At 68.8% G+C, this 26,359-nt stretch carries 31 protein-coding genes and 1 riboswitch; of the genes, 20 read left to right on the top strand and 11 right to left on the bottom strand.

Translation table 11 applies throughout. From position 1 onward, the window contains the following. Positions 1-20 precede the first annotated feature (20 nt). Positions 21-617 carry an alternate-type signal peptide domain-containing protein gene (locus ACQ5DX_RS02435; RefSeq protein WP_430331103.1) on the top strand — a complete coding sequence of 199 codons (597 nt, stop codon included), beginning with the start codon at positions 21-23 and terminating at the stop codon, positions 615-617. A gap of 282 nt (positions 618-899) precedes the next feature. Here ACQ5DX_RS02435 and ACQ5DX_RS02430 read toward each other — a convergent pair whose 3' ends face one another. Further along, positions 900-1,529, bottom strand: coding sequence for a hypothetical protein (locus ACQ5DX_RS02430; protein WP_430331102.1), 630 nt, complete (start codon positions 1,527-1,529; stop codon positions 900-902). Positions 1,530-1,643: 114 nt separating this feature from the next. Here ACQ5DX_RS02430 and ACQ5DX_RS02425 point away from each other — a divergent pair, with 114 nt between their 5' ends. From ACQ5DX_RS02425 to ACQ5DX_RS02415, 3 genes are all read left to right on the top strand, one after another. Then, positions 1,644-1,883 (top strand): hypothetical protein, encoded by a 240-nt coding sequence (locus ACQ5DX_RS02425; protein WP_430331101.1) that lies wholly within the window; start codon positions 1,644-1,646, stop codon positions 1,881-1,883. A gap of 14 nt (positions 1,884-1,897) precedes the next feature. Further along, positions 1,898-2,302 (top strand): YccF domain-containing protein, encoded by a 405-nt coding sequence (locus tag ACQ5DX_RS02420; RefSeq protein ID WP_430331100.1) that lies wholly within the window; start codon positions 1,898-1,900, stop codon positions 2,300-2,302. 327 nt (positions 2,303-2,629) lie between these two features. Continuing rightward, a riboswitch (cyclic di-AMP (ydaO/yuaA leader) is annotated at positions 2,630-2,781 on the top strand. A 7-nt stretch (positions 2,782-2,788) separates the two neighbouring features. After that, positions 2,789-3,433 (top strand): transglycosylase family protein, encoded by a 645-nt coding sequence (locus ACQ5DX_RS02415; protein WP_430331099.1) that lies wholly within the window; start codon positions 2,789-2,791, stop codon positions 3,431-3,433. 71 nt (positions 3,434-3,504) lie between these two features. Here the strand turns inward: ACQ5DX_RS02415 and ACQ5DX_RS02410 are convergent, their stop codons facing one another. Continuing rightward, positions 3,505-3,693 (bottom strand): hypothetical protein, encoded by a 189-nt coding sequence (locus ACQ5DX_RS02410; protein ID WP_430331098.1) that lies wholly within the window; start codon positions 3,691-3,693, stop codon positions 3,505-3,507. Positions 3,694-3,753: 60 nt separating this feature from the next. Between ACQ5DX_RS02410 and ACQ5DX_RS02405 the strand changes: the two genes are divergently transcribed. The 6 genes from ACQ5DX_RS02405 to ACQ5DX_RS02380 all read left to right on the top strand — a co-directional run bounded on the left by ACQ5DX_RS02405 (position 3,754) and on the right by ACQ5DX_RS02380 (position 9,147). Next, positions 3,754-6,054, top strand: a complete 2,301-nt coding sequence (locus ACQ5DX_RS02405) for a helicase-associated domain-containing protein (RefSeq protein WP_430331097.1) — start codon at positions 3,754-3,756, stop codon at positions 6,052-6,054. Between the two features lie 91 nt (positions 6,055-6,145). Continuing rightward, on the top strand, positions 6,146-6,271 hold the full coding sequence (locus ACQ5DX_RS02400; protein ID WP_430331096.1) for a hypothetical protein: 126 nt from the start codon (positions 6,146-6,148) through the stop codon (positions 6,269-6,271). An 11-nt stretch (positions 6,272-6,282) separates the two neighbouring features. Then, positions 6,283-6,519 carry a hypothetical protein gene (locus ACQ5DX_RS02395; protein WP_430331095.1) on the top strand — a complete coding sequence of 79 codons (237 nt, stop codon included), beginning with the start codon at positions 6,283-6,285 and terminating at the stop codon, positions 6,517-6,519. Further along, complete coding sequence (locus tag ACQ5DX_RS02390) at positions 6,516-6,677, top strand: hypothetical protein (protein WP_430331094.1); 162 nt, start codon at positions 6,516-6,518, stop codon at positions 6,675-6,677. Before ACQ5DX_RS02395 ends, ACQ5DX_RS02390 begins: the two co-directional genes overlap by 4 nt. A 130-nt stretch (positions 6,678-6,807) precedes the next feature. Further along, a complete protein-coding gene (locus ACQ5DX_RS02385; protein WP_430331093.1) occupies positions 6,808-8,466 on the top strand; it encodes a DNA repair helicase XPB in 1,659 nt (552 codons plus the stop codon). A gap of 12 nt (positions 8,467-8,478) precedes the next feature. Next, complete coding sequence (locus ACQ5DX_RS02380; protein WP_430331092.1) at positions 8,479-9,147, top strand: DUF3239 domain-containing protein; 669 nt, start codon at positions 8,479-8,481, stop codon at positions 9,145-9,147. 39 nt (positions 9,148-9,186) lie between these two features. On the opposite strand, the gene ACQ5DX_RS02375 is transcribed toward ACQ5DX_RS02380, so the two are convergent. Next, positions 9,187-9,363 carry a hypothetical protein gene (locus ACQ5DX_RS02375; RefSeq protein ID WP_430331091.1) on the bottom strand — a complete coding sequence of 59 codons (177 nt, stop codon included), beginning with the start codon at positions 9,361-9,363 and terminating at the stop codon, positions 9,187-9,189. 351 nt (positions 9,364-9,714) lie between these two features. After that, positions 9,715-10,971, bottom strand: a complete 1,257-nt coding sequence (locus tag ACQ5DX_RS02370) for an MCE family protein (protein WP_430331090.1) — start codon at positions 10,969-10,971, stop codon at positions 9,715-9,717. A 261-nt stretch (positions 10,972-11,232) separates the two neighbouring features. Here ACQ5DX_RS02370 and ACQ5DX_RS02365 point away from each other — a divergent pair, with 261 nt between their 5' ends. From ACQ5DX_RS02365 to ACQ5DX_RS02355, 3 genes are all read left to right on the top strand, one after another. After that, a complete protein-coding gene (locus ACQ5DX_RS02365) occupies positions 11,233-11,892 on the top strand; it encodes a TetR/AcrR family transcriptional regulator (RefSeq protein WP_430331089.1) in 660 nt (219 codons plus the stop codon). A gap of 185 nt (positions 11,893-12,077) precedes the next feature. Then, complete coding sequence (locus ACQ5DX_RS02360; RefSeq protein WP_430331088.1) at positions 12,078-12,845, top strand: thioesterase family protein; 768 nt, start codon at positions 12,078-12,080, stop codon at positions 12,843-12,845. 54 nt (positions 12,846-12,899) lie between these two features. After that, positions 12,900-13,817, top strand: a complete 918-nt coding sequence (locus tag ACQ5DX_RS02355; protein WP_430331087.1) for a sigma-70 family RNA polymerase sigma factor — start codon at positions 12,900-12,902, stop codon at positions 13,815-13,817. Here ACQ5DX_RS02355 and ACQ5DX_RS02350 read toward each other — a convergent pair. Next, positions 13,795-14,394 (bottom strand): carboxymuconolactone decarboxylase family protein, encoded by a 600-nt coding sequence (locus tag ACQ5DX_RS02350; protein ID WP_430331086.1) that lies wholly within the window; start codon positions 14,392-14,394, stop codon positions 13,795-13,797. The two genes, ACQ5DX_RS02355 and ACQ5DX_RS02350, sit on opposite strands and share 23 nt — an antisense overlap. Positions 14,395-14,517: 123 nt before the next feature. On the opposite strand from ACQ5DX_RS02350, the gene ACQ5DX_RS02345 reads away from it, so the two are divergent. Together ACQ5DX_RS02345 and ACQ5DX_RS02340 are read left to right on the top strand one after the other, a co-directional pair. Continuing rightward, positions 14,518-15,702 (top strand): pyridoxal phosphate-dependent aminotransferase, encoded by a 1,185-nt coding sequence (locus ACQ5DX_RS02345; protein WP_430331085.1) that lies wholly within the window; start codon positions 14,518-14,520, stop codon positions 15,700-15,702. Beyond that, positions 15,699-16,715 carry an AraC family transcriptional regulator gene (locus tag ACQ5DX_RS02340; RefSeq protein WP_430331084.1) on the top strand — a complete coding sequence of 339 codons (1,017 nt, stop codon included), beginning with the start codon at positions 15,699-15,701 and terminating at the stop codon, positions 16,713-16,715. The genes ACQ5DX_RS02345 and ACQ5DX_RS02340 overlap by 4 nt, the downstream gene beginning before the upstream one ends. Here the strand turns inward: ACQ5DX_RS02340 and ACQ5DX_RS02335 are convergent. Continuing rightward, positions 16,712-16,993: a WhiB family transcriptional regulator gene (locus ACQ5DX_RS02335; protein WP_430335521.1), complete on the bottom strand. Its 282-nt coding sequence runs from the start codon at positions 16,991-16,993 to the stop codon at positions 16,712-16,714. The genes ACQ5DX_RS02340 and ACQ5DX_RS02335 overlap by 4 nt on opposite strands. Positions 16,994-17,187: 194 nt before the next feature. Further along, a complete protein-coding gene (locus tag ACQ5DX_RS02330) occupies positions 17,188-17,799 on the bottom strand; it encodes a TetR/AcrR family transcriptional regulator (protein ID WP_430331083.1) in 612 nt (203 codons plus the stop codon). 180 nt (positions 17,800-17,979) lie between these two features. Between ACQ5DX_RS02330 and ACQ5DX_RS02325 the strand changes: the two genes are divergently transcribed. Further along, positions 17,980-19,056, top strand: a complete 1,077-nt coding sequence (locus tag ACQ5DX_RS02325) for an alpha/beta hydrolase (RefSeq protein WP_430331082.1) — start codon at positions 17,980-17,982, stop codon at positions 19,054-19,056. 6 nt (positions 19,057-19,062) lie between these two features. On the opposite strand, the gene ACQ5DX_RS02320 is transcribed toward ACQ5DX_RS02325, so the two are convergent. The 3 genes from ACQ5DX_RS02320 to ACQ5DX_RS02310 all read right to left on the bottom strand — a co-directional run bounded on the left by ACQ5DX_RS02320 (position 19,063) and on the right by ACQ5DX_RS02310 (position 21,793). After that, entirely contained in the window at positions 19,063-19,488 is a 426-nt protein-coding gene (locus tag ACQ5DX_RS02320; RefSeq protein ID WP_430331081.1) for a VOC family protein, read from the bottom strand. Positions 19,489-19,539: 51 nt separating this feature from the next. Continuing rightward, positions 19,540-20,583 carry a zinc-binding dehydrogenase gene (locus ACQ5DX_RS02315; protein ID WP_430331080.1) on the bottom strand — a complete coding sequence of 348 codons (1,044 nt, stop codon included), beginning with the start codon at positions 20,581-20,583 and terminating at the stop codon, positions 19,540-19,542. A gap of 127 nt (positions 20,584-20,710) precedes the next feature. After that, positions 20,711-21,793 carry a 3-deoxy-7-phosphoheptulonate synthase gene (locus ACQ5DX_RS02310; RefSeq protein ID WP_430331079.1) on the bottom strand — a complete coding sequence of 361 codons (1,083 nt, stop codon included), beginning with the start codon at positions 21,791-21,793 and terminating at the stop codon, positions 20,711-20,713. A gap of 320 nt (positions 21,794-22,113) precedes the next feature. On the opposite strand from ACQ5DX_RS02310, the gene ACQ5DX_RS02305 reads away from it, so the two are divergent. The 4 genes from ACQ5DX_RS02305 to ACQ5DX_RS02290 are packed head-to-tail and all read left to right on the top strand — an operon-like array spanning position 22,114 to position 25,559. Continuing rightward, positions 22,114-23,058, top strand: a complete 945-nt coding sequence (locus ACQ5DX_RS02305) for an ABC transporter ATP-binding protein (RefSeq protein WP_430331078.1) — start codon at positions 22,114-22,116, stop codon at positions 23,056-23,058. Continuing rightward, positions 23,055-23,831 carry an ABC transporter permease gene (locus ACQ5DX_RS02300; protein ID WP_430331077.1) on the top strand — a complete coding sequence of 259 codons (777 nt, stop codon included), beginning with the start codon at positions 23,055-23,057 and terminating at the stop codon, positions 23,829-23,831. The genes ACQ5DX_RS02305 and ACQ5DX_RS02300 overlap by 4 nt, the downstream gene beginning before the upstream one ends. A 10-nt stretch (positions 23,832-23,841) precedes the next feature. After that, positions 23,842-24,954, top strand: coding sequence for a sensor histidine kinase (locus ACQ5DX_RS02295; protein ID WP_430331076.1), 1,113 nt, complete (start codon positions 23,842-23,844; stop codon positions 24,952-24,954). Beyond that, positions 24,951-25,559: a response regulator gene (locus tag ACQ5DX_RS02290; RefSeq protein WP_430331075.1), complete on the top strand. Its 609-nt coding sequence runs from the start codon at positions 24,951-24,953 to the stop codon at positions 25,557-25,559. Before ACQ5DX_RS02295 ends, ACQ5DX_RS02290 begins: the two co-directional genes overlap by 4 nt. On the opposite strand, the gene ACQ5DX_RS02285 is transcribed toward ACQ5DX_RS02290, so the two are convergent. Continuing rightward, positions 25,556-26,194, bottom strand: a complete 639-nt coding sequence (locus ACQ5DX_RS02285) for a TetR/AcrR family transcriptional regulator (RefSeq protein WP_430331074.1) — start codon at positions 26,192-26,194, stop codon at positions 25,556-25,558. The genes ACQ5DX_RS02290 and ACQ5DX_RS02285 overlap by 4 nt on opposite strands. Between the last annotated feature and the right edge of the window lie 165 nt (positions 26,195-26,359).

The raw sequence follows: 26,359 nt of genomic DNA, 5'->3' as shown, positions 1-26,359 counted from the left end.
GGGGAATGGAAGACAGTCCGATGAAGACACAGACCAAGGGCTTCAAGGTCGCACTCGCCGCGGCAGCGCTCGGCTCGACGCTGACGCTGACCGCCTGCGACTTCGGCAGCCTCGGCAGCGGCAGCGCAGGCGGTAGTACCACCACGCCGACCGCGCCCACCACGACGGCCCCACCGACGACCATCGGAGGCGGCGGAAACAGTTCCGGATCCCTCGCGCTCACCGAGGTGACGGCGCCGACGTGGAGCGACAAGAATGGGCCGATCGACATCTCGACGTTCCGCATCGTCCCGGGCGACGTCCTCACGTACAAGGGCAGCTACCGAATCACCCTCACGGGAAGCGATCTGACGGCTCGGCTCACCGTCGACAACATCAGCTTCACTGGGGGCGGCCAACTCAAAGGTCAGCTCCAGCCTCAGGTGACTGCCACCATCGGCGGCAACGTCGTCCCGGGCGGACCCGCCGGAATCGTCGTCTCCCCCGCCCAGAACAACGCGATCGTGGACGTGGCCGCGAAGTTCACGTTCGATCCGCAGACCTCAGGCCTTGTGGGACAGTCCGGCTCGGCGAACTTCGCCGACTTCCGCGTACGCCTCGAGCAGACGCTTTCCTGACGCCCCAACAGACCTGGGGTCACCGGCGGTCCCCCCTCCCGACCGGTGGCCTCACCCCGTTCTCCCTCCGATCGTGCACCGAATTGTTGGGCGCACGACGTTGCACGGGGAACGGACTCGTGCGCAACTGAGTCGCACGCCGCCGCGGCGCCGGATGTTCTCTACCGAGAACTGCCGGCGCCGCGTTGCTTCTGCCACACAACGACGAACGGGCGGTTATCGAAGCATCGGCCGAGAGCCGAGCCCGATAACCGCCCGTTCGTGGGTCAGGGGGCAACGCGATCAGGAAGCGAGGCTTCCCGTGCCGAGCGAGCCGAACATGCAACCGAGAGAACCGAGCGAACCGGTAGCGGTGCAACCGGTTTCGGGCACTGCACCCGGCGTGAAGCCCACGGCCCACATCGGGTTGACATGACCGTTCTGGGTGCCGTTGTTGGCGTCGGCCGGCATGCCCACGACGAGGTCGATCGTCGCGACGCCGTCGGCCGCGAGGTGCACGGACCCGACCGACGTGCCGGGTGCCACCGTACGAGCCTCGGAGAGCGTCACCGGGGTTCCGGCCTTGCCGTCGATGTCCACGCGCGCGGTCGCGATCATCCCCTGCGTCAGCGTGTACTCGCCCACCGCGAAGCCGACGAAGCCCTCCCCACCGGACGCGTTGCGCACCTTGAAGGTGGTCTTCAACGTCTGACCGGGGACGAGCTCGCCCTCGTTCCAGTCAATCTTCTCCGGCCCACCCCACGTGGCGCCGCCGTCGGACGAGTACTGGACGGTCGACGCGGGCGTGTCGGCGCGCGCCAGGCCGGGGACGGCAATCACGGCTGCGGCCGCGAGGAAGAGGGCGAGCAGCACTGCGCCCAGGATCTTGCCCGGCAAGGAGAGCCCCCTGGCCACGGCGGTGATAGCGGTCATGGCGCGGAGCCTAGAGGAGCGATACCGACCAAGCGTCCAATTTGGAAATATTGGACCGATCCCTGCTCAGAACTGCCGTGAACCACGCCGAGTCCGGTGGCCTACCGTTGTCCTGTGACGAATGAATCGAACCGCAACGACACCGGCGCTTCCAACCAGCCCGGCAAGGGACTGTTCTACGCGGCAGTCGTCAGCTTCCTGATCGGAATCGCGGCGATCGTCGCCATCTTCTTCGTACACTCACTGTCCGAGGGCGATCCCGGTCTGGTCCTCTATCTCCTCACCCTGGCGTGCCCGCTCGGTTTCGTCCTCGCCATCGCATACGCTCTGCGATCCGGCCGCCGGAGCCGCTGACAAAAGGAGCGATCATGCGGATTCTGCTGAACATCATCTGGCTGATCTTCGGTGGCCTGTGGCTCGCACTCGGATACTTCATCGCGGGCGTGGTGATGTGCATCCTGATCATCACCATCCCGTTCGGCATAGCCTCCTTCCGCATCGGCCTCTACGCGCTGTGGCCGTTCGGCAAGACCGTCGTCGACAAGCCCACCGCGGGCGTGGGATCGCTGATCGGCAACATCATCTGGCTGCTCCTGGCCGGCATCTGGCTCGCCATCGGCCACATCGTGTCGGCGATCGCGATGGCGATCACCATCATCGGCATCCCGCTCGCTATCGCGAACCTCAAGATCATCCCGGTCACGCTGATGCCGCTCGGCAAGGAGATCGTGGATGTCGGCAGCCGCAATCAGGCGCAGTGGACCACCCCCTGACCGTCCCGAAAAGTGAGACAGGGCGGTTTGTACGAATGTGATCTCTCTCACATAACGCGCCGATAACGGGCCGATGTCGACCCGTGACCGAAAGTCGCACAGGGCGGCTAGCTGGGGCGACGTCGCCCCGATCGAATTCGGCTCTCGAACAACACAAGACGCGCCGCGTTATCAACTAGTGACGTTCCACGCCCGATCGTCGTACGGTCATTCCCGGCCGGCACCTCGGCCACATCCGGACCCACCGCGCCAAACCCCGTCCAGTGGATCCGGACGCACCCACGAACCATCCATGGACGGGGACGGGGGACCCAAGGTCCTCCGGGGAAGCAAGTCCCGCCAGGGACGCCCCGCAGGCATCGGGAGAGCAATCTCCCTGGGGGTGAAGCCAGACCCGCTCCAGCCATGAGCGGCGAGGCCGGGCGACCTCTCAGCCCGAACCCGACAGCTGACCTCGCAGGCGCGTGTGGAGAGGAACCGACCGACATGAGCGGACGCCATCGCAAGCCGACTACCACCGGCCGCACCGTCGCCAAGGTCGCCGTCACCGGCGCCATCATGGGCGTGGGCGGCGTTGCCTTCGCAGGCACCGCCAACGCGGCCCCCGATTCCGACTGGGACCGCCTGGCGCAGTGCGAGGCCGGCGGCAACTGGGGCATCAACACCGGCAACGGCTACCACGGCGGCCTGCAGTTCTCGGCCTCCACGTGGAACGGCTTCGGCGGCGGCGAGTTCGCCCCCACCGCGAACCAGGCCACCCGTGAGCAGCAGATCGTCGTCGCCGAGCGCGTGCTCGCCGCGCAGGGCTGGGGCGCATGGCCGTCCTGCTCCTCCCAGCTGGGCCTGAGCAGCGGCGCCACGCAGCGCACCGCTCCGTCCACCCCGGCGCCGGCTCCCGCGCCCGCCCCGGCACCCGCTGCCCCGGCCACCCCCGCGCTCCCGGCGGAGGTCCAGGCCGTCGTCGGTGGCGTCGACGCGCTGATCGCCCATGCACAGGCCAACGGCGTCGTCATCGACCAGGGCGTCCTCGACGCCTACCACGCCGCCAAGTCCTACGACTTCACCAAGCTGAACCTGCAGGACATCGCGGCCCCCGCGCTGCTTCCGAGCGGCAGCCTCGCGCAGAGCTGATCACGCTCGCACCCCGAACAAGAAAGAGGGCCCCTCGCCGATGGCGAGGGGCCCTCTTCGTCGTATGTGCGTCAGCGGTTGATCACGGTGTGCGGGTGCACGTAGGGCAGAGAATCCACCGGAAGCGGGAACTCCGTCTCCTCGCCGAACGGCGAGAGGTTGCCCGCACGGCTGGACGACAGCTCGGTCACCGCGTGATCTCCGTCCGCGACTTCCGGCCACCCTGGATCGACATAGCGCTTCTTCGAATTGTTAGCCACGCGCCCATCTTGGCAGGAGCGGACGCCGCGGTACAGCCCAGGTCACTAATCTCATAAGGGATGACCTCCACTCATGGCTCCGAGGGCGCCCGCGAAACCGCCGACACCGTGGTGACACCGACCCTGACCGGCTGGCTGGCCGACCGCAAGGACGTCGAGCTCACCGAGCTGCTGCGGTTGCGCCCAGACCTGGCCGTTCCCCCGCCCGCGACGTGCGCGGTGCTGGCCGGACGGGCCGAACAGCGCGCCTCGGTGATGCGCGCCGCCGACACCCTGAACACCCTGGAGTTCGGCCTGCTCGAGGTGCTGGCGCTGGAACAGGCCGACCAGATGCCGGTGTCCCGCCGCCACCTCGACGACGCCTTCGCCGACCGCGTCCCCACGAAGACGATCGACAAGGCCCTGGCCCGGCTGCGTGCCCTCGCGCTGGTGTGGGGCGACGACGAGCGCCTCCGCCTCGCCCGCGCGGCGGCCGAGGCGATCCCGTGGCGCATCGGCCGCCTCCACGCCGAGTCCGACGCGTTGACCGAGGAGGAGATCCGGTCGGCGCTCGACGGGATCGAACCGAGCGAGCGGGACCTGCTGACGACGCTGGCCCGGTCGTCCCCGATCGGACGCACGCGGGACGCCGCGCCCGGCACCTCCCCCGATCGCCCGGTCCAACGTTTGCTCGCGCGCGGGCTGCTGCACTGGATCGACGCCGAGACCGTCGAGCTGCCGGCGCAGGTGGGTCAGGTGCTGCGCGGCGAGGCCGTGTTCGACCCGGCGTCCCCGACGCCGCCGGCGCTGACCGGGCGCAAGCAGAAGCTCGCGGACGTCAACGCCACCGCGGCGGGCGAGACGCTGGAACTGGTCCGGCACTGCGAGGACCTCGTGGCCGCTCTCGGCGACGGCCCGGCGCCCGCGCTCAAGGCCGGTGGTCTCGGCGTCCGCGAACTGCGGCGGCTGGCGAAGAGCGTCGGCGTCGACGAGGCCCGGATCGCGCTGCTGCTCGAACTGCTCGCCGGTGCGGGGCTGATCGCGAGCGGCACGCCCGATCCGGCGCCGCTGACCGACATCGACGACTACTGGGCGCCGACGGTCGCGGTCGACGGCTGGCTCAACTCCGGAACCGCCCGCCGCTGGGCGACGCTCGCCGGCGCCTGGCTGAGGCTGCCGCGGCGCCCCTGGATCGTCGGCAGCCGCGACGCCGCCGACAAGCCGATCTCCGCGCTGTCCGAGGAGGTGCGCGCCCCCGGCGCCCTGCAGGAGCGCCGGCTGCTACTGGAACTGCTCGCCGAGACCGGCGGCCGGGAGGTGTCGGCGACGGAGGCCGGCCGACTCCTGGCGTGGCGGCGGCCCCGCTGGGCGGGTCGGCTGGCGCCGCACGTCGTCCAACGAACGCTCGACGAGGCCCGCGCGCTCGGACTGGTGGCCCACGGCGTCCTCAGCTCCCCCGGCAAGGCGCTGCTGCACGGCGGCGACCCCGAGGCCGAGATGGACGCCGCGCTGCCGGAGCCGATCGACTACGTGCTGGTGCAGGCCGATCTCACCGTCGTCGCGCCCGGCCCGCTGATCCCCGAACTGCTCGAGCGGATCACGCTGGTCGCCGACATCGAGTCCGCGGGCGCCGCGTCGATGTACCGGATCAGCGAGGCCAGCATCCGGCGGGCGCTCGACGCGGGGCTCACCGCGTCCGAGCTGCAGACGTTGTTCGCGACCCGGTCCCGCACCCCGGTCCCCCAGTCGCTGAGCTACCTCATCGACGACGTCGCCCGCCGCCACGGCCGACTGCGCGCCGGGGTCGCGGCGTCGTTCATCCGCTGCGAAGATCCGGCGCTACTCGCCGAGGTGCTGTCCTCCCCGGTCGCCGAACAGCTGGCGCTGCGCGCCCTCGCCCCCACGGTCGTGATCTCGCAGGCGCCGCTCAAGGAGGTGCTCACCGAACTGCGCGCCGCCGGGTTCGCCCCGGCCGGCGAGGACTCGAGCGGCACGATCGTCGACCTGCGCCCGCGCGGGGCCCGGGTGCCCGCCGCCCGGATGCCGCGCCTGCGGGTGCCGGCGGTGCCCACCGACGAGCAGCTCACGACGCTGGTGCGGTCGCTGCGCGCCGGGGACCGGGCGGCCGCGTCGAGCGGGGTCGGCCTGCGCAGCGACGGCACCCGCGCGTCCACCGCGGCGACGATGACGCTGCTGCAGACCGCGGCCCAGGTGCGGCGCGCCGTCACGATCGGCTACGTCGACGCCCAGGGCATCGCCTCGCACCGCATCGTCGAGCCGATCAGCGTCGGCGGCGGGCAGCTCGACGCGCTGGACCCGGCGACCGGCGAGGTCAAGCGGTTCACGCTGCATCGGATCACATCGGTCGCGCTGGTGGACTGACAAAAACCCTCCTAACTGCACGACTGGCTTTTTCCTGGGAATGGGCTATGGTCTCGAAAGAGTGATTGCCACTTCGAATTCAGGAGCGACAATGGCCGAACGAAAACCCGGCAAGAGTCTGAAAAAATCCGCACAGTCGATCAAGGAAAAGCGTGCGGAAAAAAGGGAGCGCGCCGCCGACGCGGGCGAGTTGATCAAGAAGCGCAAGCGCCACTGAGCGGACGCACCGTGACCCGCGAGCCGGTCGCACCCGCGACCCCGGACGTCCTGGACCGCCTGCACCGCAAACTCGATCGCCTGCTGCCGGGGGCCGGCCTACCGGAACCCCGGTCGGCCGGCTACCGATCCGGAATCACGTCGGCGAAGATATTCGTTCTCGACGAACGCGCGCAGCATTCCGGAATTACGATCGATGCCGACATCACGACAAAAACCGCGCAGAAAACGACAAGGACCCGACTGTGAAGCGGACCCTGCTCGCACTGGACCGAATTCAGGCGAGACTGGAAAACGAACTCGACACCACCGCCGGACTCACCGAGAGGGAGGTCGGGTATCGCGCCGGAATTTCCGAGGCGCTGATGCACGTGATGGAAACCAAGAAGTCACTCACCACGCGTTGACCCGATCGTGGAGGATTTCCGTCGATCCCGGCGGAAATCCTCCACGATCGCCGTGTCGGGAGGCACTCGGCATGGCGGGACGTCGCCGTCGTCTGGACAATGGTCTGGTTACCGTTGCGAGGAGGCACACGTGACCGACGGCCCGCTGATCGTCCAGTCCGACAAAACCCTGCTGCTCGAGGTCGAGCATGAGCGTGCCGACGAGGCGCGGCAGGCGATCGCGCCGTTCGCCGAGCTCGAACGCGCCCCCGAGCACGTCCACACCTACCGGATCACACCGCTGGCGTTGTGGAACGCCCGCGCGGCCGGGCACGATGCCGAACAGGTCGTCGACGCCCTGGTCTCGTTCTCCCGGTTCGCGGTGCCGCAACCGCTGCTCGTCGACATCGTCGACACCATGGCCCGCTACGGCCGCCTGCAACTGGTGAAGAGCCCGGCGCACGGCCTCACGCTGGTCAGCCTCGACCGCGCGGTGCTCACCGAGGTGATGCGGCACAAGAAGATCGCCCCCATGCTCGGCGCGAAGATCGACGACGACACCGTGATCGTGCACCCCAGCGAGCGCGGGCATCTCAAGCAGCTGCTGCTCAAGGTCGGCTGGCCGGCCGAGGATCTCGCCGGCTACATCGACGGCGAGGCGCACCCCATCGACCTCGCGTTCGAGGAGGGGCACTGGCAGCTGCGCGACTACCAGGAGATGGCGGCCGACTCGTTCTGGGCCGGCGGTTCGGGTGTCGTGGTGCTGCCCTGCGGCGCGGGTAAGACGATGGTGGGAGCGGCGGCGATGGCCAAGGCGAAGGCGACGACGCTGATCCTGGTCACCAACACCGTCGCGGGCCGGCAGTGGAAGCGCGAACTGATCGCGCGCACGTCGCTCACCGAGGACGAGATCGGCGAGTACTCGGGTGAGAAGAAGGAGATCCGCCCGGTCACGATCGCGACGTACCAGGTCATCACCCGCAAGTCGAAGGGCGAGTACAAGCACCTCGAGCTGTTCGACTCCCGCGACTGGGGCCTGGTGATCTACGACGAGGTGCACCTGCTGCCCGCGCCGGTGTTCCGGATGACCGCGGATCTGCAGTCCCGCCGCCGGCTCGGGCTTACCGCGACGCTGGTCCGCGAGGACGGTCGCGAGGGCGATGTGTTCTCGCTGATCGGCCCCAAGCGCTACGACGCGCCGTGGAAGGACATCGAGGCGCAGGGCTGGATCGCACCGGCCGAGTGCATCGAGGTGCGGGTGACGCTGACCGACGCCGAGCGGATGGCGTACGCGACGGCCGAACCGGACGAGCGCTACAAGCTGTGCTCGACGGCGCACACCAAGATCGCGGTCGTGAAGTCGATCCTGGACAGGCACCCGGACGCGCCGACCCTCATCATCGGCGCGTACCTGGATCAGCTCGAGGAGTTGGGCGCCGCCCTCGACGCCCCCGTCATCCAGGGTTCCACGCGGAACAAGGAGCGCGAAGCCCTGTTCGACAAGTTCCGGGCCGGCGAGATCCAGACCCTCGTGGTGAGCAAGGTCGCGAACTTCTCGATCGACCTGCCGGAGGCGTCGGTGGCGGTGCAGGTGTCGGGCACGTTCGGCTCGCGCCAGGAGGAGGCGCAGCGGCTGGGCCGACTCCTGCGTCCCAAGCACGACGGCGGTCAGGCACACTTCTACTCGGTGGTCGCTCGGGACACGCTCGACGCCGAGTACGCCGCCCACCGCCAACGCTTCCTCGCGGAGCAGGGCTACGCATACCGGATCACCGACGCCGACGACCTGCTCGGCCCGACCATCGGATAGGACTTCACACCCGTGCGACCCTTCGAGTTCCCGGTCGACAAGCCTCACGCCAAGGCCGTCAACGAGACGCTCTCCGACATCCGCCGGCTTCAGTGGTCGGCGGTGCTGATGGCCGTCCTCCTGGGCGCCGGCGCGGCGGGGCTGTTCTACCTCGCCCAGCCGTGGTCGTACATCCTCGGTGTGGTGCTGGCGCTGTGCGCGTTGATGTCGCTGTTCATGGTCGTGTGGACGCCCCGGAAGGTCGGCAGCATCGAGGACCTGTACGCGAAGGGCAACCTGGTCCCCGCGGTGGTCGCGGAGGTCCATCCCCGCGGCTACACGCTGCTTGCACTGCTGGACATCGCGAAACCGCACGCGTCGAAGCCGCACTACGCCCTCGCGACGCGCACCGTTCGGGCGCTGCCCGGCAAGGAGTACGCGGTGGGCGCCAAGATTCCCTCGGTGTCGGTGCTGGGCGACCGCACGTCTCGCGACGACGGCGAGACGTGGCAGATGGTCAGCGTCATGCCGATCGCGTGGGGTACTCGCGACAGCAAGGTGCTCACCCAGGCCACTGCGAAGATCGGTGACGTGGAGTGGGGCCTGCTGCGCAAGAACCTCTCGATGGCGGAAAAGGTACGCACGTCGGACAAGCAGTACGTGCTGCTCGATCCGGCCGAGTTGCCGGACGAATTGCATTGATGGGATTCGCCGCCCGCAGACCGCGGGGGGCGAATCTGCTCAGATCATCAGCGCGGCAAGGCCGACGCCACCGACGGTGAGGAGGGCGGTCGTCACCGCGAGGGTCACCGAGCCCATCAGTACCAGTGAGGCAAATGCCGGCACCGCGGTCACCAGAAGCATCAGGGCGACCCACCACAGCGCGGTGCCGACAGAATTCGATCTGTCAAGTTCCAAGTCCTGCAACATGCTTGACCGGACACCGGTAGACATCGGCCCGGTCATCGACCCGTTCGATCGGAGTTCCATACAGGTGACCTCCTGTCAGGGGGTCACCTCAGTCTCTCGTACTTCGGCGGATTTCGCAGCACCGATTCCGAGCGAATCCACATTGCCCTGAACGATTCCGCGGCGAACGTCAATTGACCTGGAGCGTATAGGCTTCGGCGCACACGACGCGAGAATGCACGGAAAGTCCATGCAGCCCAGAATCTTCCACGAACCGGCATAGCTCCTGGTCTGTCGGACGTCCGGTCGCGACGCCCACCGAACTTTCGGACGACACGACCACCGCGCCCTCCGACTTCGTCACTTCGACGGCACGACGCCCATGACCGTCGCGAGTTGGCTCGCGATCGGATTGAAGTTCACCGCGTCCGGGGCCTGCTTTGGCTTGTCGTCCCACGGCTGCGGCACGGCAGGGTCGGCGAGCACGGCGCGCTCGGCGCTGCGGACGCCGGTGGGGTTGCCCTGCGGGACGAGACAGCGGACGTCGGAGGAGAACGGGAAGTCGTCGCGACTGTCGTCGAAGTCCGGATTGCGCTGCTTCATCTCGCCGAGGGTCCGGTACGTGCTCTCGTAGCCGAGCGTGCACGGGGCGGGGTTGTTCGTCTCGAGGACGAGGCCGAAGTGGATCGTGCCGTCGCCGGGAGCGACGGCACGCGCGGCCACCGGCAGCGCCGGCAGCAGCTGCAGCGCCGCCTGCAGGTACGGCTCCCGTCCCGGCGCCAGCGAGGTGACCTGCCGCGTGTTCGACAGCACCGTCGTCAGATCCGCCCCGCTGCCCCGCACCAACGCACCCACCTGGTCGCTCGCGGCGGTGCCGGTTCCGATCAGCTTCCTGATGTCGGGGTCGCTCGAGCGCAGTTGCGCGGCCAGGACGTCGACGTCGTTGCTGAACGAGCGGATCGCCGACGACTGGTCGGCCTGAGTGTCGAGCACGGTGCGGCCGTCGGTGATCAGATCGAGCGTCTGCGGTAGCGCCTCGGCGGCGTCGCGGGCGAAGGCGTTCAGCGAGTCGACCACCGTGCGCAGGTTGTCGCCCTGGCCGTCGAACGCCTTGCCGAGTTCGGTGGCGGCGATGTGCAGGCTGTCGGCCGGAACCGATCGGGCGAAGGTGTCGACCGACGCGACAAGATCCTCCACCGGGGTCGGGACGGTCGTGTTCGCCCGTGCGATCACCGACCCCTCGACCAGGTACGGGGCGCCGTCCGTGGTCGGCTGCAGGTCCACGTACTGCTCGCCGATCGCCGACCGGTTCGCCACGACGGCCGCGGCCGACGCCGGCACCGACGGCGATCCGTCGTCGAGGAGCAGTTCCACCCGGACGCCATCGGCGGTCAGTTCCAGGTCTCCCACCCGTCCGACCGGCACGCCTCGGTAGGTGACCTCCGCGTTGGTGAAGATGCCGCCCGACGACGGCAGGTCTACGAACACCGAGAACTGGCCGTACCCCATGAGGTTGTCGAGGCGCGCGTAGCGTCCGCCGACGAACACGATGCTCAGGATCGCCAGCAGCACGAACGAACCGAGCTGCCATTTGGCCAGCTTCGACACCTTGTTCATCCCCGACAGCCCTCCACCGCTCGCCGTAAAACGCATGTCGGCGAGATCACGTGAACCGCCCTGCTGTTACCCAGGTAACACGCTACCTCTGTATGTAACTGACGGTCACATGCATGTGACGGGGCTTACAAACTGGACAAATGTCCGGTCGCGCAGGCGCTCCGCGGCGCGTAGGCCCGCTGACTATGCTGACTCCGCAACAACCACCGATCGACCACGACGGCGCCGAGTGCGAAACGCACCGGCGTGCACGGAGGATGGATGAACGCCCCGAGGCAGGACCGCACCTCCGACGTCATCACCCCGGACGGCACATCGGAATCACCGGCGCGGTCGAGCCGGGTGGCCCGGCGCCGGGACCGCCGCAAGTCCGAGATCGTCCGAACCGCGATCGGCATCCTGTCCACCAACGGCTACCAGGGGATGAACCTCGAGGACGTCGCCGAACAGACCGACATCGCCAAAGCCACCCTGTACCACTACTTCCGATCCAAGGACGAACTCGTCGCCGCTGCCCTCGACGTCCTGACCGAGGAGGTCATGGCTCGACTCGCCGAGCGCGCCGCGGAGGTCGACGACTCGACGCCCACCGCGCTCCTCGGCGCGCTCGTCGACGAGCAGGTCCGCATCCTGACGGAGGCCGCGCCCGAGGTGGCCACCGTCTTCTCCTGGCCCCGACCCTGGCCGCAGGACATCCAGGACTCGATGAAGAAGATGCGCCGCCGGCACGACGCCGTCTTCCGCGAGGTGGTCGAGCGCGGCGTCACCAACGGGGAGTTCACGTGCCCCGACATCGACGTCGCGATGCAGTGCCTGCACGGCATCCTCAACCAGTCCGCGGTGTGGATCCGCCCGGACACCGAGGACAAGGCCGCCGCGCGCGCCGCCGTCGTCGCGTGCGTGCTGCGCCTGTTCGTCTAGCCCCAGTCCTCCAGACCCAGCCCGTCGCCCCCTGGACGCCCCGACGATGCGCCATGCCCCAAAACTTCGACCCACTGGTCGAATAATCGTTTCAATAGTCGATCACACGTCCTCTGAGTCCAATTTCCGTGTTACCGTCCGAACGGGACGTCCACTGACGTCCCGGGAATCGAGCAGGAGGCGCCGTGGCCTACTTCAAGCGGGAGAGCGAGCACGTCTTCCACCCGACGCAGCACGTCAGCGGCGCCTGGAACCTGGACGAACAGCACATCGCCCCGACCATCGGGCTGCTGACACACGTCGTCGAACGCGACCGCGACCGACGACGCGACGACGGCCTTGTGATCGCGCGCCTGTCCTACGACATCCTCGGCACGCTCCCCCTCGACCGGGTCGAGACGTCGGTGACGGTCCTGCGGCCGGGGCGCACGATCGAGCTGGTCGAAGCCACACTCGTGCACGACGGCCGGCCGGCCGTGCGGATGCGTGCGTGGCTGATGGGCGAGGGCGACACCGCGGCACTCGCCGGATCGGCATTCCCCCGGATTCCGGCGCCCGACGAGATGCCCGCGTGGGACCCCACCACCGTCTGGGGCGGCGGGTTCATCGCCACCGCCGACGTCCGCCGGGTCGAGTCCGAACCGGGACGCGCCACCTACTGGGTGCGCACACCCCACGACCTGGTCGAGGGCGAGGAGATCAGCGCGGTCGCGCGGGCGGCCACCGTGTTCGACATCGCCAACGGGATGGCCGTGCGGGCGCGACCCGAGGACGTCGCGTTCCCCAACGTGGACCTGACCGCACACCTGTTCACCCGACCGCGCGGCGAGTGGGTCGGCTTCGACACGAGCGTCTCGTTCGGCCCCACCGGGCTCGGGCTCACCAGCAGCGTCATCCACGACCAGCACGGACCGGTGGGCACCCTCAACCAGATCCTCACCGTGCGTCCCTGACCACGCCGCCGTCGAACGGGCACACCGGTCGCTAACCGCCGTAGTATCGCGATCATGGGTGTCGCGACCTTGACGGACTCGTTCGAGGAGCATCGGAGCCATCTGCTGTCCGCGGCGTACCGACTCACCGGCAGCGTGAGCGATGCCGAGGACGCCGTACAGGAGGCGTGGCTGCGGCTGGCCGACACCGACGCCGACGCCATCCGCGACCTACGGGCATGGCTGACGACGGTCGTCGGTCGCATCTGCCTCGACCGATTGCGGTCGGCGACGTCCCGACGCGAGCGCTACATCGGACAGTGGCTGCCCGAGCCGATCGTCACGGACGTGACTCCGTCGCGGACGCCCGACCCGCTGGAATCGGTTGTCCGGCAAGAGGAAAACCGCATGGCAGCGATGGTCGTCCTCGACACCCTCTCGCCCGACCAACGCGTCGCCTTCGTGTTGCACGACGGCTTCGCGGTCCCGTTCGGCGAGATCGCGGACGTCCTGGCGGTCAGTGTCCCGGCGGCCCGACAGCTCGCCTCGCGGGCCCGTCGCGCGGTGGCCGACGCGCCGCCGCCGGTCCCGGACGCCGAACATGCGGAGGCCGTCACCCGGCTGGTCACGGCACTGGCGAGCGGCGACCTCGACGCGGTCCTCGCGGCGCTGCACCCGCAGGCGATCACCATCGGCGATGCCAACGGCACCACCCGCACCGCCGTCAACGTCATCACCGGCGCCGATCACACGGCCCGCTTCTTCCTCGGGCTCGCCCACCGGTACGGCGTGGAGGCGTTCCTGGCGGCCACCCCGGTGCTGGTCAACGGCCAGCTCGGTTTCCTCAGCCAGGGCTCCCCCGGCGACGCGACCCACCCCGGATTCCCGGGGCGGGTCACCGCGTTCACGGTCCGCGACGGTCACGTCTGCGCGGCCTACGACATCGCGAACCCCGAAAAGCTCGGCGGGATCAGGCTTTCCGCTCCCCCGTAGGCTCCGCCGTGGTTTCCCACGGCACCCGGCACGCCTCGCCGGAGCTGAAACCTTGTTCGTGGATACCGAGCGCCGAGTACATCCGTGAGCGCATGTTCTCGAGCGCGATCTGGTAGGTCAGCTCGACGACGCCGTCGCGCCCGAAGCGCCGCTCGAGATCGGCCACCTGCTCGTCGGTCGCGGTGGTGGGGGTCTCGGTCATCGCGTCGGCGTAGGCGATCGCGGACCGCTCGTCGTCGCTGTAGTGCGGCGACGTCTCGTACTCCCCGATGTGCTGCAGCCGGTCCACGTCGAGCCCCTCGAGACGCGTCAGCATGGTGCCGAAGTCGACGCACCACGAGCAGCCGACGGTCCACGCGACGCGGTAGACCGCGATCTCCCGGACGTTGGGCGGCAGCACCGTCGACGCCTTCTGTGCCCCCATCTCGTGTCGTGCGGAGACGGTGAACAGCTTGTGATGGTTGGCGAGCACCGCGAAGGGTTCGGGAACCTCGCCGAACCTCCGGCCGGTGTACCAGTACGCAGCCTTCACCAGCGGGCCGGCCTCCTGCGGGCTCACCGCACGAATTCGAGCCATGATTTCCTCCGTTCTCCGTCGGCGCGACGGTTCGCGCGCCGCCTACCCGTTGGACGACGCAGCGCCCGAGAACGTGACACGGCCGAGTTCGTGAGGCGTCGACGCCCCCGCTACGCTGGACAAATGCCCGCAGCGCCACATTCCCGCACTGTCTCGCGACTGCAACCGTTCGCGTCCACGATCTTCGCCGAGATGACGGCGCTCGCCACCGAGCACGACGCGATCAACCTGGGTCAGGGATACCCCGACACCGACGGTCCGGCATCGATGCTCGAGACGGCGCAGCGGGCCATCGCCGACGGCCTCAACCAGTACCCGCCGGGGCCCGGGATGCCGGTGCTCCGCCGCGCCATCGCGGCGGACCGGGCCGCGCGATACGGGATCGTGCACGACCCGGACCGCGAGGTGCTCGTCACCGTCGGGGCGACCGAGGCGATCAGTGCCGCGATCCTCGGGCTCGTCGAACCGGGCGACGAGGTGGTGCTCGTCGAGCCGTACTACGACTCGTACGCCGCGGCGGTCGCGCTGGCGGGGGCGACCCGACGGTCGGTGCCGATGGTGCGTGACGACGGCCGCTTCGCGCTCGACCTCGACGCCCTGCGAGCTGCGATCACGCCGAAGACCCGGATGCTCGTGGTCAATTCGCCGCACAACCCCACCGGTACCGTGCTCACCGACGCGGAGTTGACGGCGGTGGCGGAGTTGGCCTGCGAGCGCGACCTGCTGGTGCTCAGCGACGAGGTGTACGAGCATCTGGTGTTCGACGGCCGTACCCACACCCCGATGGCGTCGCTGCCCGGCATGTACGAACGCACGGTCACCGTGTCGAGCGCCGCGAAGACGTTCAACGTCACCGGCTGGAAGACCGGATGGGCCTGCGGCCCGGCCGATCTGGTCGATGCGGTCCGTGCGGCCAAGCAGTTCATGTCGTTCGTGGCGGGCGGGCCGTTCCAACCGGCGGTCGCGCACGCGCTCGAGCACGAGCAGGCCTGGGTGGTCGAGATGCGTAACGGGTTGCAGCGCAAGCGCGACCTGCTGGCGGGCGCCCTGCGCGACGCCGGCTTCGGCGTGCACTCCGGTGGCGGCACGTACTTCCTGTGCGCCGACATCACCGCGCTCGGCACCCGGGACGGTGTCGAGTTCTGCCGGACCCTGCCCGGGCGCATCGGGGTGGCCGCGGTCCCGGTCAGCGTGTTCACCGACCACCCAGACCAGTGGAATCATCTGGTGCGCTTCGCATTCTGCAAGCGCGACGAGGTTTTGACGGAGGCGGCGGAGCGGCTCCGCCGGCTGGAGGTGTCCGGGTGAGCCTGGCGACGGTTCCGTCGGACTTCCTTCGTCGCGCCTTCCACCTGGCCGAGGCGGCCGGCGCCGACCTGTCGACAATCCTCGAAGCCTCGGGCATCGACGTCGCCACCCTCGACAATCCCCGAGCCCGGCTGACCCCGGAACAGGTCACCGCCTTCACCCAGGCGGCGTGGCAGCTCACCGACGACGAACTGTTCGGGATCGGTGCGGCACCCGTACCACGTGGAACATTCCGGCTGATCTGCTTGACGCTCATCCACCGTCCCGATCTCGGCAGCGCGCTCGAGCGGATGGCGGACGTGACTCGGGCGCTGTCGGTCCCGCCACTCACCCTGATCCACGGCCCGGACTCGACGCGCCTCGAGGTCCGGGTGGACGTGCGCGACGACGAGTACGCGCCCGAGTTCGTCGACGAGGCGTTCCGCCTCGTCACCGACTTCGAGTTGATCCTGCTGCATCGGTTCGCCGCGTGGCTGGTGGGCCGACGGGTGAAGCTGCGCTCGGTGCTGATTCCCTACCCGGAACCGGAACCCCGATTCGCGAAGCACTACGACTCGATCTTCGGCGTTCCGGTGACGTTCGGCGCGCAGGTGGCGTCGCTCGAGTTCGACAACGCGATCCTGCGCGCACCGATCATCCAGGACGAGCGGACCCTCGCCGAGTACCTGCGGGAGTCCCCGAATCTTCTTCTCTCCGAACGTGACTACGACAGCACCGCGACGGCCCAGGTACGCCGCGTACTGGAGATGGGAGTCCGGGGGCGGACCAGCACGGCGGACGAGATCGCGGAGATGTTGTCGATCAGCGTGCCGCACCTGCGCCGACTGCTGCGGCAGGAGGGGACGTCGCTCAACCATTTGCGCGAGGAGGTGCTGCGCGACGCGGCGATCGCCGCACTGCGTCGGGGCGAGCCGGTCGACGAACTGTCGGCCCGGTTGGGTTTCTCCGAACCGAGCGCGTTCCGTCGCGCGTTCAAACGCTGGACCGGCGCCACCCCGGGCGCGTACCGCTAGGACGCCCCGCAGACCGCCGCGGTCGTCCGCGGACGTCCTCGCGCGCGCTTGCGGGCGACGACGACACCCCGGTGCAGGATTTCGCCGCCCCACACACCCCACGGCTCGGCCCGATCCAGCGCCTCGCTCAGACACCGCACGCGGATCGCGCACCCTCCGCACAGTTGCTTGGCGCGGTCGAGGTCGGCGGGCACCAGGGAGAACCAGAGATCGAGATCGCCGGTCCGGCACGGCGTCGTCCCCCTGTCGGCCCGTGCCGACGACCGCCCCGAGGGCAGTGAACAATTCCCGTGGCGTGGCCGACCCGACGCCGCGGGACCACTGCGCCCGACTTCCGTGCGACTCGCGCTGATCGACATGCCGGCGTGCTCCTACCGTCCTACGGCCCGGGAATCTCCCGCGCCATAGGTACCGACCTCCGGCTGCCGGAAAACTCATCGGCCATCGCCGGATCCGGCGGGAGCACCCGTCGCTAGGCGACTGCCGCGGGCACGACGATGGCCATACCGGCGAACATCTTCGCGAAGGGCGCGAGCGACGCCTCCACCTCGTCCGCCCGACCGTCGGCCAGCCAGCCGAGGATCAGGCCGTCGATCGCGGTGGTGACCATGCGGCTGAGTACCGGAATCGGGGCAGTCCATTCGATTCCGGCCGTCTCGGCGAGCCGGGTGAGGAACGTGCCCGTCGAGGCGTAGTACTCGCGGTACTGCCATTGCGCGATGTCGCTGCGGTCGGGTGCCCGCAGGGCCCCGACCGTGAGTTCGTAGAACACCAACTGCTTCTCGGGCTGGGCCGTGACGGTCTCCCACAGACCCGTCAGTCCCTGGAGGAGTGATTCCTCGACGTCCACCCCCGGCGTCAGGTTCTCCACCGCGGTCCCGACGATCTCTGCGACCACCTCGCGGGTGAGTTCCCGGAGTAATTCCTCCTTGGAACTGAAGCAGTAGTGGAACACGCTCTGCTGGACGCCCGCCTCCGCGCAGATCGCGCGGGTGCTGGCCGCGGCCAGCCCGACATCGGCGGTCACTCTGATTGCTGCGTCGATGAGATCTCTGCGCCGTTGTTCAGCCGAGACGTAGGGCATCGCAACCTTTCCCGAACATTCCCCGAGTGGACGAGTTTGTCGGCAGCGTAGTTCCCGGATCACCGGTAAAGAAGGGTTGTGCCCGGTGAATGTGCACGGACCGGCAGTTTCACCCTTGTTTCCGAGTCGGTCGGTTGACACACTGAGTCGCCAGGCTCGACGGTGAGAGGACGGACTCCGATGGGGAATACAGGACTGGACGCGGCTGTGGAGTCGGTCGTGCGAACCGCCGCCACCGTGGTCGGATCGCTTCCCGCGCCCCTCCTACGCATCCTTGCGGGCAGACCGATTCGCAGCGACGGTCAGGTGTTGGACGCCGAGATCCAGGTGATGCTCAGGATGCTTGCGCTGCTGCCGGATTCCGACTTCGAGCAGCTTCCGCTCGAGCAGTCCCGCGCGCAGATCGACATGGAGTCGCGACTCGTCAGCGGTCGCCCCATCCCGATGGGGTCGGTCGAGACGCTCTTTATTCCGGGTCCGGCGGGTCCGGTCCCGGCCCGCCTCTTTCGACCGGAGGGGCTGGCGTCCGACGCGCCGCTGGTCGTCTACTTCCACGGCGGCGGGTTCGTGCTCGGCAGCCTCGACAGCCATGACTGCCTGTGCCGCTTCCTCGCCCAGCACGCGGAAGTCGCTGTGCTCGCGGTCGACTACCGACTCGCCCCGGAGCACGTCTTCCCGGCGGCCGTGGACGACGCGGTCGCCGCGTTCCGGTTCGCGGTCGACAACGCGGCCGCACTCGGCATCGACCCGAACCGGGTCGCAGTCGCCGGCGACAGCGCGGGCGGCAATCTCGCGGCGGTGGTCTGCCAGCTCACGCGGGACGACGCCGTGCGCCCGGCCTTCCAGGTGCTGTTCTTCCCGTGGCTGGACATGACCACCAAACGCCGGTCGTACCAACTGTTCAGCGACGGCTTCTTTCTCACCGAGGCCCAGATGGACTGGTACACACGGCACTACGTACCGTCCGAGAGTGATCGCACCGATCCGCGGGCATCACCGGTTCTCGCCGAGGATCTCAGCGGCTTGCCGCCCGCCTACATCGCGCTCGCGGGGTTCGATGTGCTGCGCGACGAGGGCGTCGAGTACGCCGAGCGACTGCGCGCCGCCGGCGTACCGACCACCCTGCGGGTGCACCGCGGACTCGTCCACGCCTTCGTCAACCTCACCGGTTACGGCCACGCCGGCGTCGATGCGCTGCTCGAGGCCGCGGGCGCACTGCGCGTAGGGCTCTCGTTCGCCGGTCGCGCCGTGGGCTGACGCCGGTCAGCTGACGCAGAATTCGTTGCCCTCCGGATCGCTCATCGTGATCCAGATGCTCGGTCCCGCCTGCCCGCGGTGGAGGATCGACGCCCCGGCGGCGACGAGTTCGGCGGCAACGTCCTCGCGCCGATCCCCCACCCGGATATCGAAGTGCAGTCGGTTCTTGGCCGACTTGCCCTCGGGCACGAGCTGGAACAGCACCCGTGGTCGCTGCGGCTGCTCGGGGTCCCGGATGGCCGCCCCCTCCCTCCAGACGAGAACGCCTTCGAACACGGTCGTGTCCGATTCCTGCGCATGTCCGGCCGCGACCATGCGGCGGATGAACTCCTCGTCGCTGGGTTCGACCTGCCAGCCGAGCGTGTTCGCCCACCACTTGGCCTGCAGGTGCGGGTCCTTCGAATCGACGGTGACTTGAATTTCGTATCCCATGCGCCGACGCTACTGCCGGGCACCGACAGGTCCCGGCAGCAGCGTCGCGGATCAGGGCTGCACGAGGATGCGAATCGGATCGCCTTCGTGGTTGTGCAGCTTCTCGATACCCCTGGCGACGTCCTCGAGCGGGATGATCTCGCTGACCGAGCGGGACAGGTCCAGCCGGCCGCGCGAGACGAGGTCGGCGAGGATCTCGATGTCCGCGTTCTTGTAGCCGAGATGGCCCATCACGTGCTTCTTCGACAGCACCAGCGAGGTCGTGGTGCCGACCGAGACGTCCTGGCCGCTCATCCCGACGACGATCAGTCGGCCACCGACGTCGAGGCAGCTCAGTGCCTGCTCGGACGTCACCTTCAGCCCGGCGGCGTCGAACGCGACGTCGAGACGGCGACCGCCGAGCGCTTCGGTCACCTTCTCCTGCAGGTTCTCGTCGCGCGAGTCGAACGCGTAGTCCGCGCCGAGTTCGAGCGCACGCTCACGCACCACCGGATTGATGTCGAACGCGAGGATCGGGGACGCGCCGACGACGCGCGCCAATTGGACGATGTGGGTGCCGATTCCGCCGACTCCCCACACACCGACGGACTCGCCCACCTGTACCTTTCCGGTGCTCACCACTGCACCGAAGGGGGTGGACACCGCGTCCGCGAGCAGCGCTGCCTGGTCGAGCGGGACGTTGTCGGGCACCTTCGTGAGACCACCGGCCTGCGCGACGGTGTACTCGGCCCACGCACCGTCGTAGGCGAACGCCATCAGCTGGATGTTCAGGCAGTTCACGAAGTCACCGCGACGACAATTGCGGCACTTCATGTCCGGTCGCCCGGCGGAGGGGATCACCCGATCGCCCACCTGCCAGCCGCCGACACCCGGGCCGAGCTTCGCGATGGTGCCGGACGACTCGTGGCCCTGCGTCACGACTGGCAGCATTGCCGGGAAGGTGCCGTCGAGCAGGCTCAGGTCGGAGTGGCAGATCCCGCAGTACGCGACCTTGACCAGCACCTCGCCCGGTCCGGGCTCGGGGATCGGAACATCCTCCACCACATTGGTTTTCGTATCCGCATGGAATCGTGCCGCGCGCATCGTGTCTGCCACCGTGTGTCCCTTTCGCCGACGGGCCCCCTTCGCGACCCTACCGCCGACACAGCGCTGCTCCGCGGCGTTTGCCGCGGAGCAGCGCGAAAGAGCGGTCAGCGTCACAAGCGGGGGCGTACCCCGCGAATCACGCGCCTGCGCGTCGGGTGGCGACGGCTGCGGCGAGACGATCCAGCGTCGCCGCGGTGGTGTTCCAGTCGATGCACGCGTCGGTGATCGACTGGCCGTAGGTGAGCTCGTCGGCGTGACCCAGCGTCAGGTCCTGACGTCCGGCCTCGATGAAGCTCTCGAGCATGATGCCGACGACGTTCTTGTCACCGGCCGCGATGCGCTCGGCGATGTCGGCGGCGACGTCGACCTGCTTGTTGTGGTCCTTGCGGCTGTTGCCGTGGCTGGCGTCGATCACGACGCGCTCGGGCAGCCCGGACTTGTGCAGCCGCGCCATGGTGTCGGCGACGGTCTCGGCGTCGTAGTTCGGCCCGTCGGTGCCGCCGCGCAGGATGACGTGGCAGTCCGGGTTGCCGACCGTGTGGATCAGCGCCGCCTGGCCCTCGAGGTCGGTGCCGGGGAACACGTGGCTCGCGGCCGCCGCGCGGGTGCCGTCGACGGCCACCTGGATGTCGCCCTCGGTGGAGTTCTTGATGCCGACCGGCATGGACAGCGCGCTGCACAGCTGGCGGTGCACCTGGCTGGCGGCGGTGCGGGCACCGATGGCGCCGTAGGTGACCAGGTCGGCGATGTACTGCGGGATGATCGGATCGAGGAACTCGCAGCCCACCGGCAGGCCCAGGCGGGAGATGTCGAGCAGCAGCTTGCGGCCCATCCGCAGGCCGGTGTTGATGTCGTACGTGCCGTCCAGGTGCGGATCGTTGAGCAGACCCTTCCAGCCCAGCGTGGTGCGCGGCTTCTCGAAGTAGACGCGCATGACGATCTGCAGGTTGTCGCGCAGTTCGTCGGCCTTCGCAGCCAGGCGGTGGGCGTAGTCCATCGCGGCCTCGGGATCGTGCACCGAGCACGGTCCGACCACGACGACCAGGCGGTCGTCGTCGCCGTTGAGGATGTTGACGGTGTCGGCGCGACCCGAGCGCACGGTGGCGGCAGCCACCTCGTCGGGGGTGTGCTCGGCGCGCACGACGGACGGTGCCACCAGCGGACTGATGCTGACAGTGCGCTGATCGTCGAGGCGCTGGTCGTTTGCGATAACGGTCATGGGGGTTCGGTTTCCTGTTCTCAGGCCGACCCTCGAAGACTGAAGAATCCCAGCGAGCCGGTCTGTCATCCGGCTCTCGGGTGGAAGATTGTCAGCGCGTGGTTACGCCGACCGACCCACCCAGGGCCGGCCTGCTAAACCAGAAATAGGTCGCTGACACGCGGTCCAGGGTAACGGGTCTCTTCCCCACTGGCACGAGCACCCCCGGAATCGAGACGACGATCACACCGATCGCTCCGACGCCGCTCCTGACAAATGTCATGGCCAGGTCGTGACGTACGGGTGAGGCACGCGGGCCCGCGAGCGGGCAGATTCGAGGCATGACCACAGCTCAGCGCGTTTCCTCGACGCACCCCGACCCGCACGGCAGCCCCGCGGTGCGCCTGGCCGGCGTCCACAAGAGTTTCGGTCAGGTGCATGCCGTTCGCGGCCTGGATCTGACGGTCCACCCCGGCGAGGTGGTGGCCTTCCTGGGCCCCAACGGCGCCGGCAAGACCACCACGGTGGACATGATTCTCGGACTCGCTCAGCCGAGTTCGGGCACCGTCGAGGTGTTCGGGACGACGCCGCGCGACGCGATCTCCCGAGGGTTGGTGTCCGCGGTGATGCAGACGGGCGGGCTGCTGCCGGAACTGACGGTGGGCGAGACCATCCAGCTCACCGCCAGCCTGTACCCGTTCTCGCGTCCGGTCGACGAGGTGCTGCGCCGCGCCGGCATCCTCGACATCGCGAGCCGCCCGGTCCGCAAGTGCTCGGGCGGCCAGCAGCAACGACTGCGGTTCGCGATGGCGCTGCTGCCCGATCCCGCGCTGCTCCTGCTCGACGAGCCGACCGCCGGGATGGACGTGGAGGGGCGGCGCGAGTTCTGGTCGGCGATCCGCACCGACGCCGACGCGGGCCGCACCGTCGTGTTCGCGACGCACTACCTCGAGGAAGCCGACGCCTACGCCGACCGCATCGTGCTGGTGCGCCGGGGACAGATCGTCGCCGACGGAACCGCCGCCGAGGTCAAGGCGATGGCCACCGGACGAGTCCTGCGTGCAACGGTGCCCGGCGCGGACGCCGAACTGTTGCAGTCCATTCCGGCCGCCGACGCCGTCGAACTGCGCGGCGAGACCCTGGTCGTGCACTCGTCGGACACCGACGCCGTCGCCCGCCACCTGCTCACCTGCACCGCCGCGCGCGATCTCGAGATCGTCTCGCGCGGGCTGGAAGACGCCTTCATCGCCCTCACCACCGACCACCCCGAAGGACAGACCCGATGACCACTCGCGCTCCCGAACGCCAGACCGTCCGCTGGGGCGGGTTCAACGCCACGCTGCTGCGACTCGAGTTGCGTCGCCTGTTCCGGAACCGTCGCACCGCCATCTTCACGCTCGTGATGCCGGTCGTGTTCTTCCTGATCTTCGGTCTGAGTCAGGGCTACACGGACGAGAGCGCGGGCCGCGGCAACGTCACCGCCTACATCATGATCAGCATGGCGCTGTACGGCGCGATGATCGCCACCACGAGCGGCGGGGCGATGGTGTCGGTGGAACGGGCCTCGGGCTGGAGCCGCCAGTTGCGGCTCACGCCCCTCTCGCCGGTCGCATACGTCGCCGTGAAGCTCGTGGTCGCGATGACCCTCGGCCTGGTCGCGCTGGTGGTCGTGTACGTCGTCGGCGCGGTGACGTCCGCGCACATGGACGCCTCGCTGTGGCTGACCACGGCCGTCGTCGCATGGCTCGGGTCGTCGATCTTCGCGGCCTTCGGCCTCTTCATGGGTTACCTGCTGCCGAGCGAGAACGTCATGCAGATCCTCGGACCCGGTCTGGCCCTGTTGGCGTTCGGCGGCGGCCTGTTCATGCCGTTGCAGGACGGCTCGGTGTGGGCCGCCATCGCACGCTTCACGCCGATGTACGGCATCGGGAATCTCGTGCACGCCCCGCTCACCGGCGACGCCGTCCAGTGGACATGGATCGTCAACGTCATCGTGTGGCTGGCGATCTTCGTCGGCGGCGCCGTGTGGCGGTTCCAGCGCGACACCGCCCGCGTATAGCGTGTCCGACGTGACCAGCACCGAACGCCCCGACACCGCACAGCGGTGGGGCCGTTTCGGCATCGTCTTCGCCGCCGTGTGGCTGGTGTTCCTGGCCGAACCTCTGGCGGCCGGATGGGACCGGCGCGACCAGGTGAACGGTTGGATCGGGACAACCGCCACCCTGATCTTCGCGGTGTACTTCCTGCGGGTCTTCTCCGCCGCCCGGCAGGGCCGGATACGGCGCGAACTGCGGCCCCCGCTCCGACGGGCGATCGTCGACGTCGTGATACTCATCGGTCTCGCGGTGATCATGACGATCACTCTCGGCGAAGCCGGACTGGCATCCACGGTGTTCATCGCGGTGACCGCGGTGATGTCCCTGCCCATGATCGCCGGCGGCGCGGTGGCCCTCGCTGTCGCCGGGGTGGTCGAACTGCTGGCGACACGCGCCGGCTGGAACGTGTCGAGTCTGCCGCTCGCAATCTGTGCGGCCGCGATGGCGATGGCCGGCGTCACCGCCCTGATGAATCGCAACATCGACCTGTTGAACCGCCGCGACGAGGACGAGCTGCGCGCAGTGCAGGAGGAACGCGCCCGCATGGCCCGGGACCTTCACGACATCCTGGGCCACTCGCTCACCGTCATCACCGTGAAGGCGCAGCTCGCGAACCGCCTGCTCGACGTCGACATCGAAAGGGCGCGCTCCGAACTCGACGACCTCGAGCGGCTGTCGCGAGACGCACTCTCCGACGTCCGCTCGGCCGTCGAAGGATTTCGCGGGGTCTCGCTTCCGGTCGAGATCGCGCGCGCCCGTGAGGCATTGCGCGCCGCCGGGATCGCGGCCGACCTGCCGAACAGCACGGACGCCGTCCCCACCCGGTTGCGCGAGCTGTTCGCCTGGGTGGTGCGCGAGGCCGTGACCAACGTGGTGCGGCACAGCGACGCCGGCCGCTGCACCGTGACGATCGACGAGCGTCACGTGTCCGTCGTCGACGACGGCGTCGGCACCGACGGACTGCTCGCGGGCAACGGACTCACCGGGCTCCGCGAGCGCGCGGCCGCCGCGGGCGCTCGGGTCATCGTCACGCATCCGCGACCCCGCGGCTTCTCCGTCCAAGTCGTTGCCGAGGAGGCGAAGTGACGATTCGACTGCTGCTGGCTGACGATCAGGCGCTGGTGCGCGGGGCACTCGCGGCACTGCTCGACCTCGAACCCGATCTCGACGTGGTGGCCGAGGTGGGTCGCGGTGACGAGGTGGTAGCGGCGGCCGCCCGGCACCTCCCCGATGTGGCCCTGTTGGATGTGGAAATGCCCGGCCTGGACGGTATCTCGGCGACCGCCGCGCTGCGGCAGGCGATGCCCGACACGCGGGTACTCATCGTGACGACGTTCGGTCGGCCCGGGTATCTGAGGCGCGCCCTGCAGGCCGGCGCAGCCGGATTCGTCGTCAAGGACACTCCGGCAAAGCAACTGGCCGACGCGGTCCGGCGCGTGCACGCGGGACTACGAGTGGTCGACCCGGCGCTGGCCGCCGACAGCCTCGTCAGCGGCGAATCGCCGCTGACCGAACGCGAGACCGACGTGCTGCGGGCGGCGCGGGACGGCGCGTCCGTCGCGTCGATCGCCGGCACGCTGTTCCTGTCGGCAGGCACCGTCCGCAACCACCTGTCCGCGGCAATCGGCAAGACCGGCGCGGGAAACCGCGCCGAGGCCGTGCGGATCGCAGACTCGAACGGTTGGCTCTAGAACGAGCTCAGGGGCCGGTCCGGTAGCTCGGCCACGATGCCCCAGGTGCCCATCTCGATCAGGTTGATGACGAAAGTGTCGTGATCGAGCGGTAATTCGCGTCCGCTGTCGTGCGCACGGGCCCGCGCCGCCATCGCGGAGACGATGAAGTTGGTCGTCAGCACGATCCGCTCCTCGCGCAGCGCCTCGCTCATGTCGACCATGCACCGGCGGACCAGGTCCCTCGCCACCGCGCTCGCGGGAGCGTACTGGGCGTCCGCGAGACCGCCCCGCCGGTCGTACACCTCGGCCATGATCTGCACGAAGTCCCGTCCCCGTTCGTCGAGCAGCTTCTCCGCCAAGGGAATCGTCATCGCGGCGATCGCATCGCGCAGGGCTTCCCGCGACGGCTCCCGTCCCACGCACAGCCGCTCCACGAGAACATCCATGCGCGTGCTGACGTCCGTCATGTGGCGCACGACGATCGCCTCGAGAAGGCCCTCACGCGAACCGAAGTAGTAGTGGACAGCCGAATCGTTGCGGACATCCGCCATCGCGTTGAGATCGCGGAGCCGCACCCTCGCGATTCCTTCGCGGGCAAACAGATGCTCCCCCGCCCGCAACAATCGCTCTCTCGCGGGAATGTCCGCCGCCATAGCTTGACAGCCTAACAAACATGGTTAATGTGTTCCGCATCACTGTTAATGAATCTCGTTAACAAAGCGCTTCATCGGGTCAAAGCCCTGGTCAGCGGGCCGATACCCGTGCTTCACACTGCCCAGATCCAACAAACAGCCGTTCGGAAAGACGGAGGACCCAAC

It is taken from the genome of Rhodococcus sp. ACT016 (assembly GCF_050477185.1).
In the GTDB taxonomy this organism is placed as follows: Bacteria; Actinomycetota; Actinomycetes; order Mycobacteriales; family Mycobacteriaceae; genus Prescottella.
Note: the sequence above shows the minus strand (reverse complement) of the source record. Positions and strands in the feature narration are given on the sequence as shown.

Bases quoted from the DNA above. Each gene is read 5' to 3' on its own strand.
- ACQ5DX_RS02435 (WP_430331103.1), top strand. From the start codon at position 21: ATGAAGACACAGACCAAGGGCTTCAAGGTCGCACTCGCCGCGGCAGCG.
- ACQ5DX_RS02430 (WP_430331102.1), bottom strand. From the start codon at position 1,529: ATGACCGCTATCACCGCCGTGGCCAGGGGGCTCTCCTTGCCGGGCAAG.
- ACQ5DX_RS02420 (WP_430331100.1), top strand. From the start codon at position 1,898: ATGCGGATTCTGCTGAACATCATCTGGCTGATCTTCGGTGGCCTGTGG.
- ACQ5DX_RS02415 (WP_430331099.1), top strand. From the start codon at position 2,789: ATGAGCGGACGCCATCGCAAGCCGACTACCACCGGCCGCACCGTCGCC.
- ACQ5DX_RS02405 (WP_430331097.1), top strand. From the start codon at position 3,754: ATGACCTCCACTCATGGCTCCGAGGGCGCCCGCGAAACCGCCGACACC.
- ACQ5DX_RS02400 (WP_430331096.1), top strand. From the start codon at position 6,146: ATGGCCGAACGAAAACCCGGCAAGAGTCTGAAAAAATCCGCACAGTCG.
- ACQ5DX_RS02370 (WP_430331090.1), bottom strand. From the start codon at position 10,971: ATGAACAAGGTGTCGAAGCTGGCCAAATGGCAGCTCGGTTCGTTCGTG.
- ACQ5DX_RS02365 (WP_430331089.1), top strand. From the start codon at position 11,233: ATGAACGCCCCGAGGCAGGACCGCACCTCCGACGTCATCACCCCGGAC.
- ACQ5DX_RS02355 (WP_430331087.1), top strand. From the start codon at position 12,900: ATGGGTGTCGCGACCTTGACGGACTCGTTCGAGGAGCATCGGAGCCAT.
- ACQ5DX_RS02350 (WP_430331086.1), bottom strand. From the start codon at position 14,394: ATGGCTCGAATTCGTGCGGTGAGCCCGCAGGAGGCCGGCCCGCTGGTG.
- ACQ5DX_RS02345 (WP_430331085.1), top strand. From the start codon at position 14,518: ATGCCCGCAGCGCCACATTCCCGCACTGTCTCGCGACTGCAACCGTTC.
- ACQ5DX_RS02330 (WP_430331083.1), bottom strand. From the start codon at position 17,799: ATGCCCTACGTCTCGGCTGAACAACGGCGCAGAGATCTCATCGACGCA.
- ACQ5DX_RS02325 (WP_430331082.1), top strand. From the start codon at position 17,980: ATGGGGAATACAGGACTGGACGCGGCTGTGGAGTCGGTCGTGCGAACC.
- ACQ5DX_RS02320 (WP_430331081.1), bottom strand. From the start codon at position 19,488: ATGGGATACGAAATTCAAGTCACCGTCGATTCGAAGGACCCGCACCTG.
- ACQ5DX_RS02310 (WP_430331079.1), bottom strand. From the start codon at position 21,793: ATGACCGTTATCGCAAACGACCAGCGCCTCGACGATCAGCGCACTGTC.
- ACQ5DX_RS02305 (WP_430331078.1), top strand. From the start codon at position 22,114: ATGACCACAGCTCAGCGCGTTTCCTCGACGCACCCCGACCCGCACGGC.
- ACQ5DX_RS02300 (WP_430331077.1), top strand. From the start codon at position 23,055: ATGACCACTCGCGCTCCCGAACGCCAGACCGTCCGCTGGGGCGGGTTC.
- ACQ5DX_RS02285 (WP_430331074.1), bottom strand. From the start codon at position 26,194: ATGGCGGCGGACATTCCCGCGAGAGAGCGATTGTTGCGGGCGGGGGAG.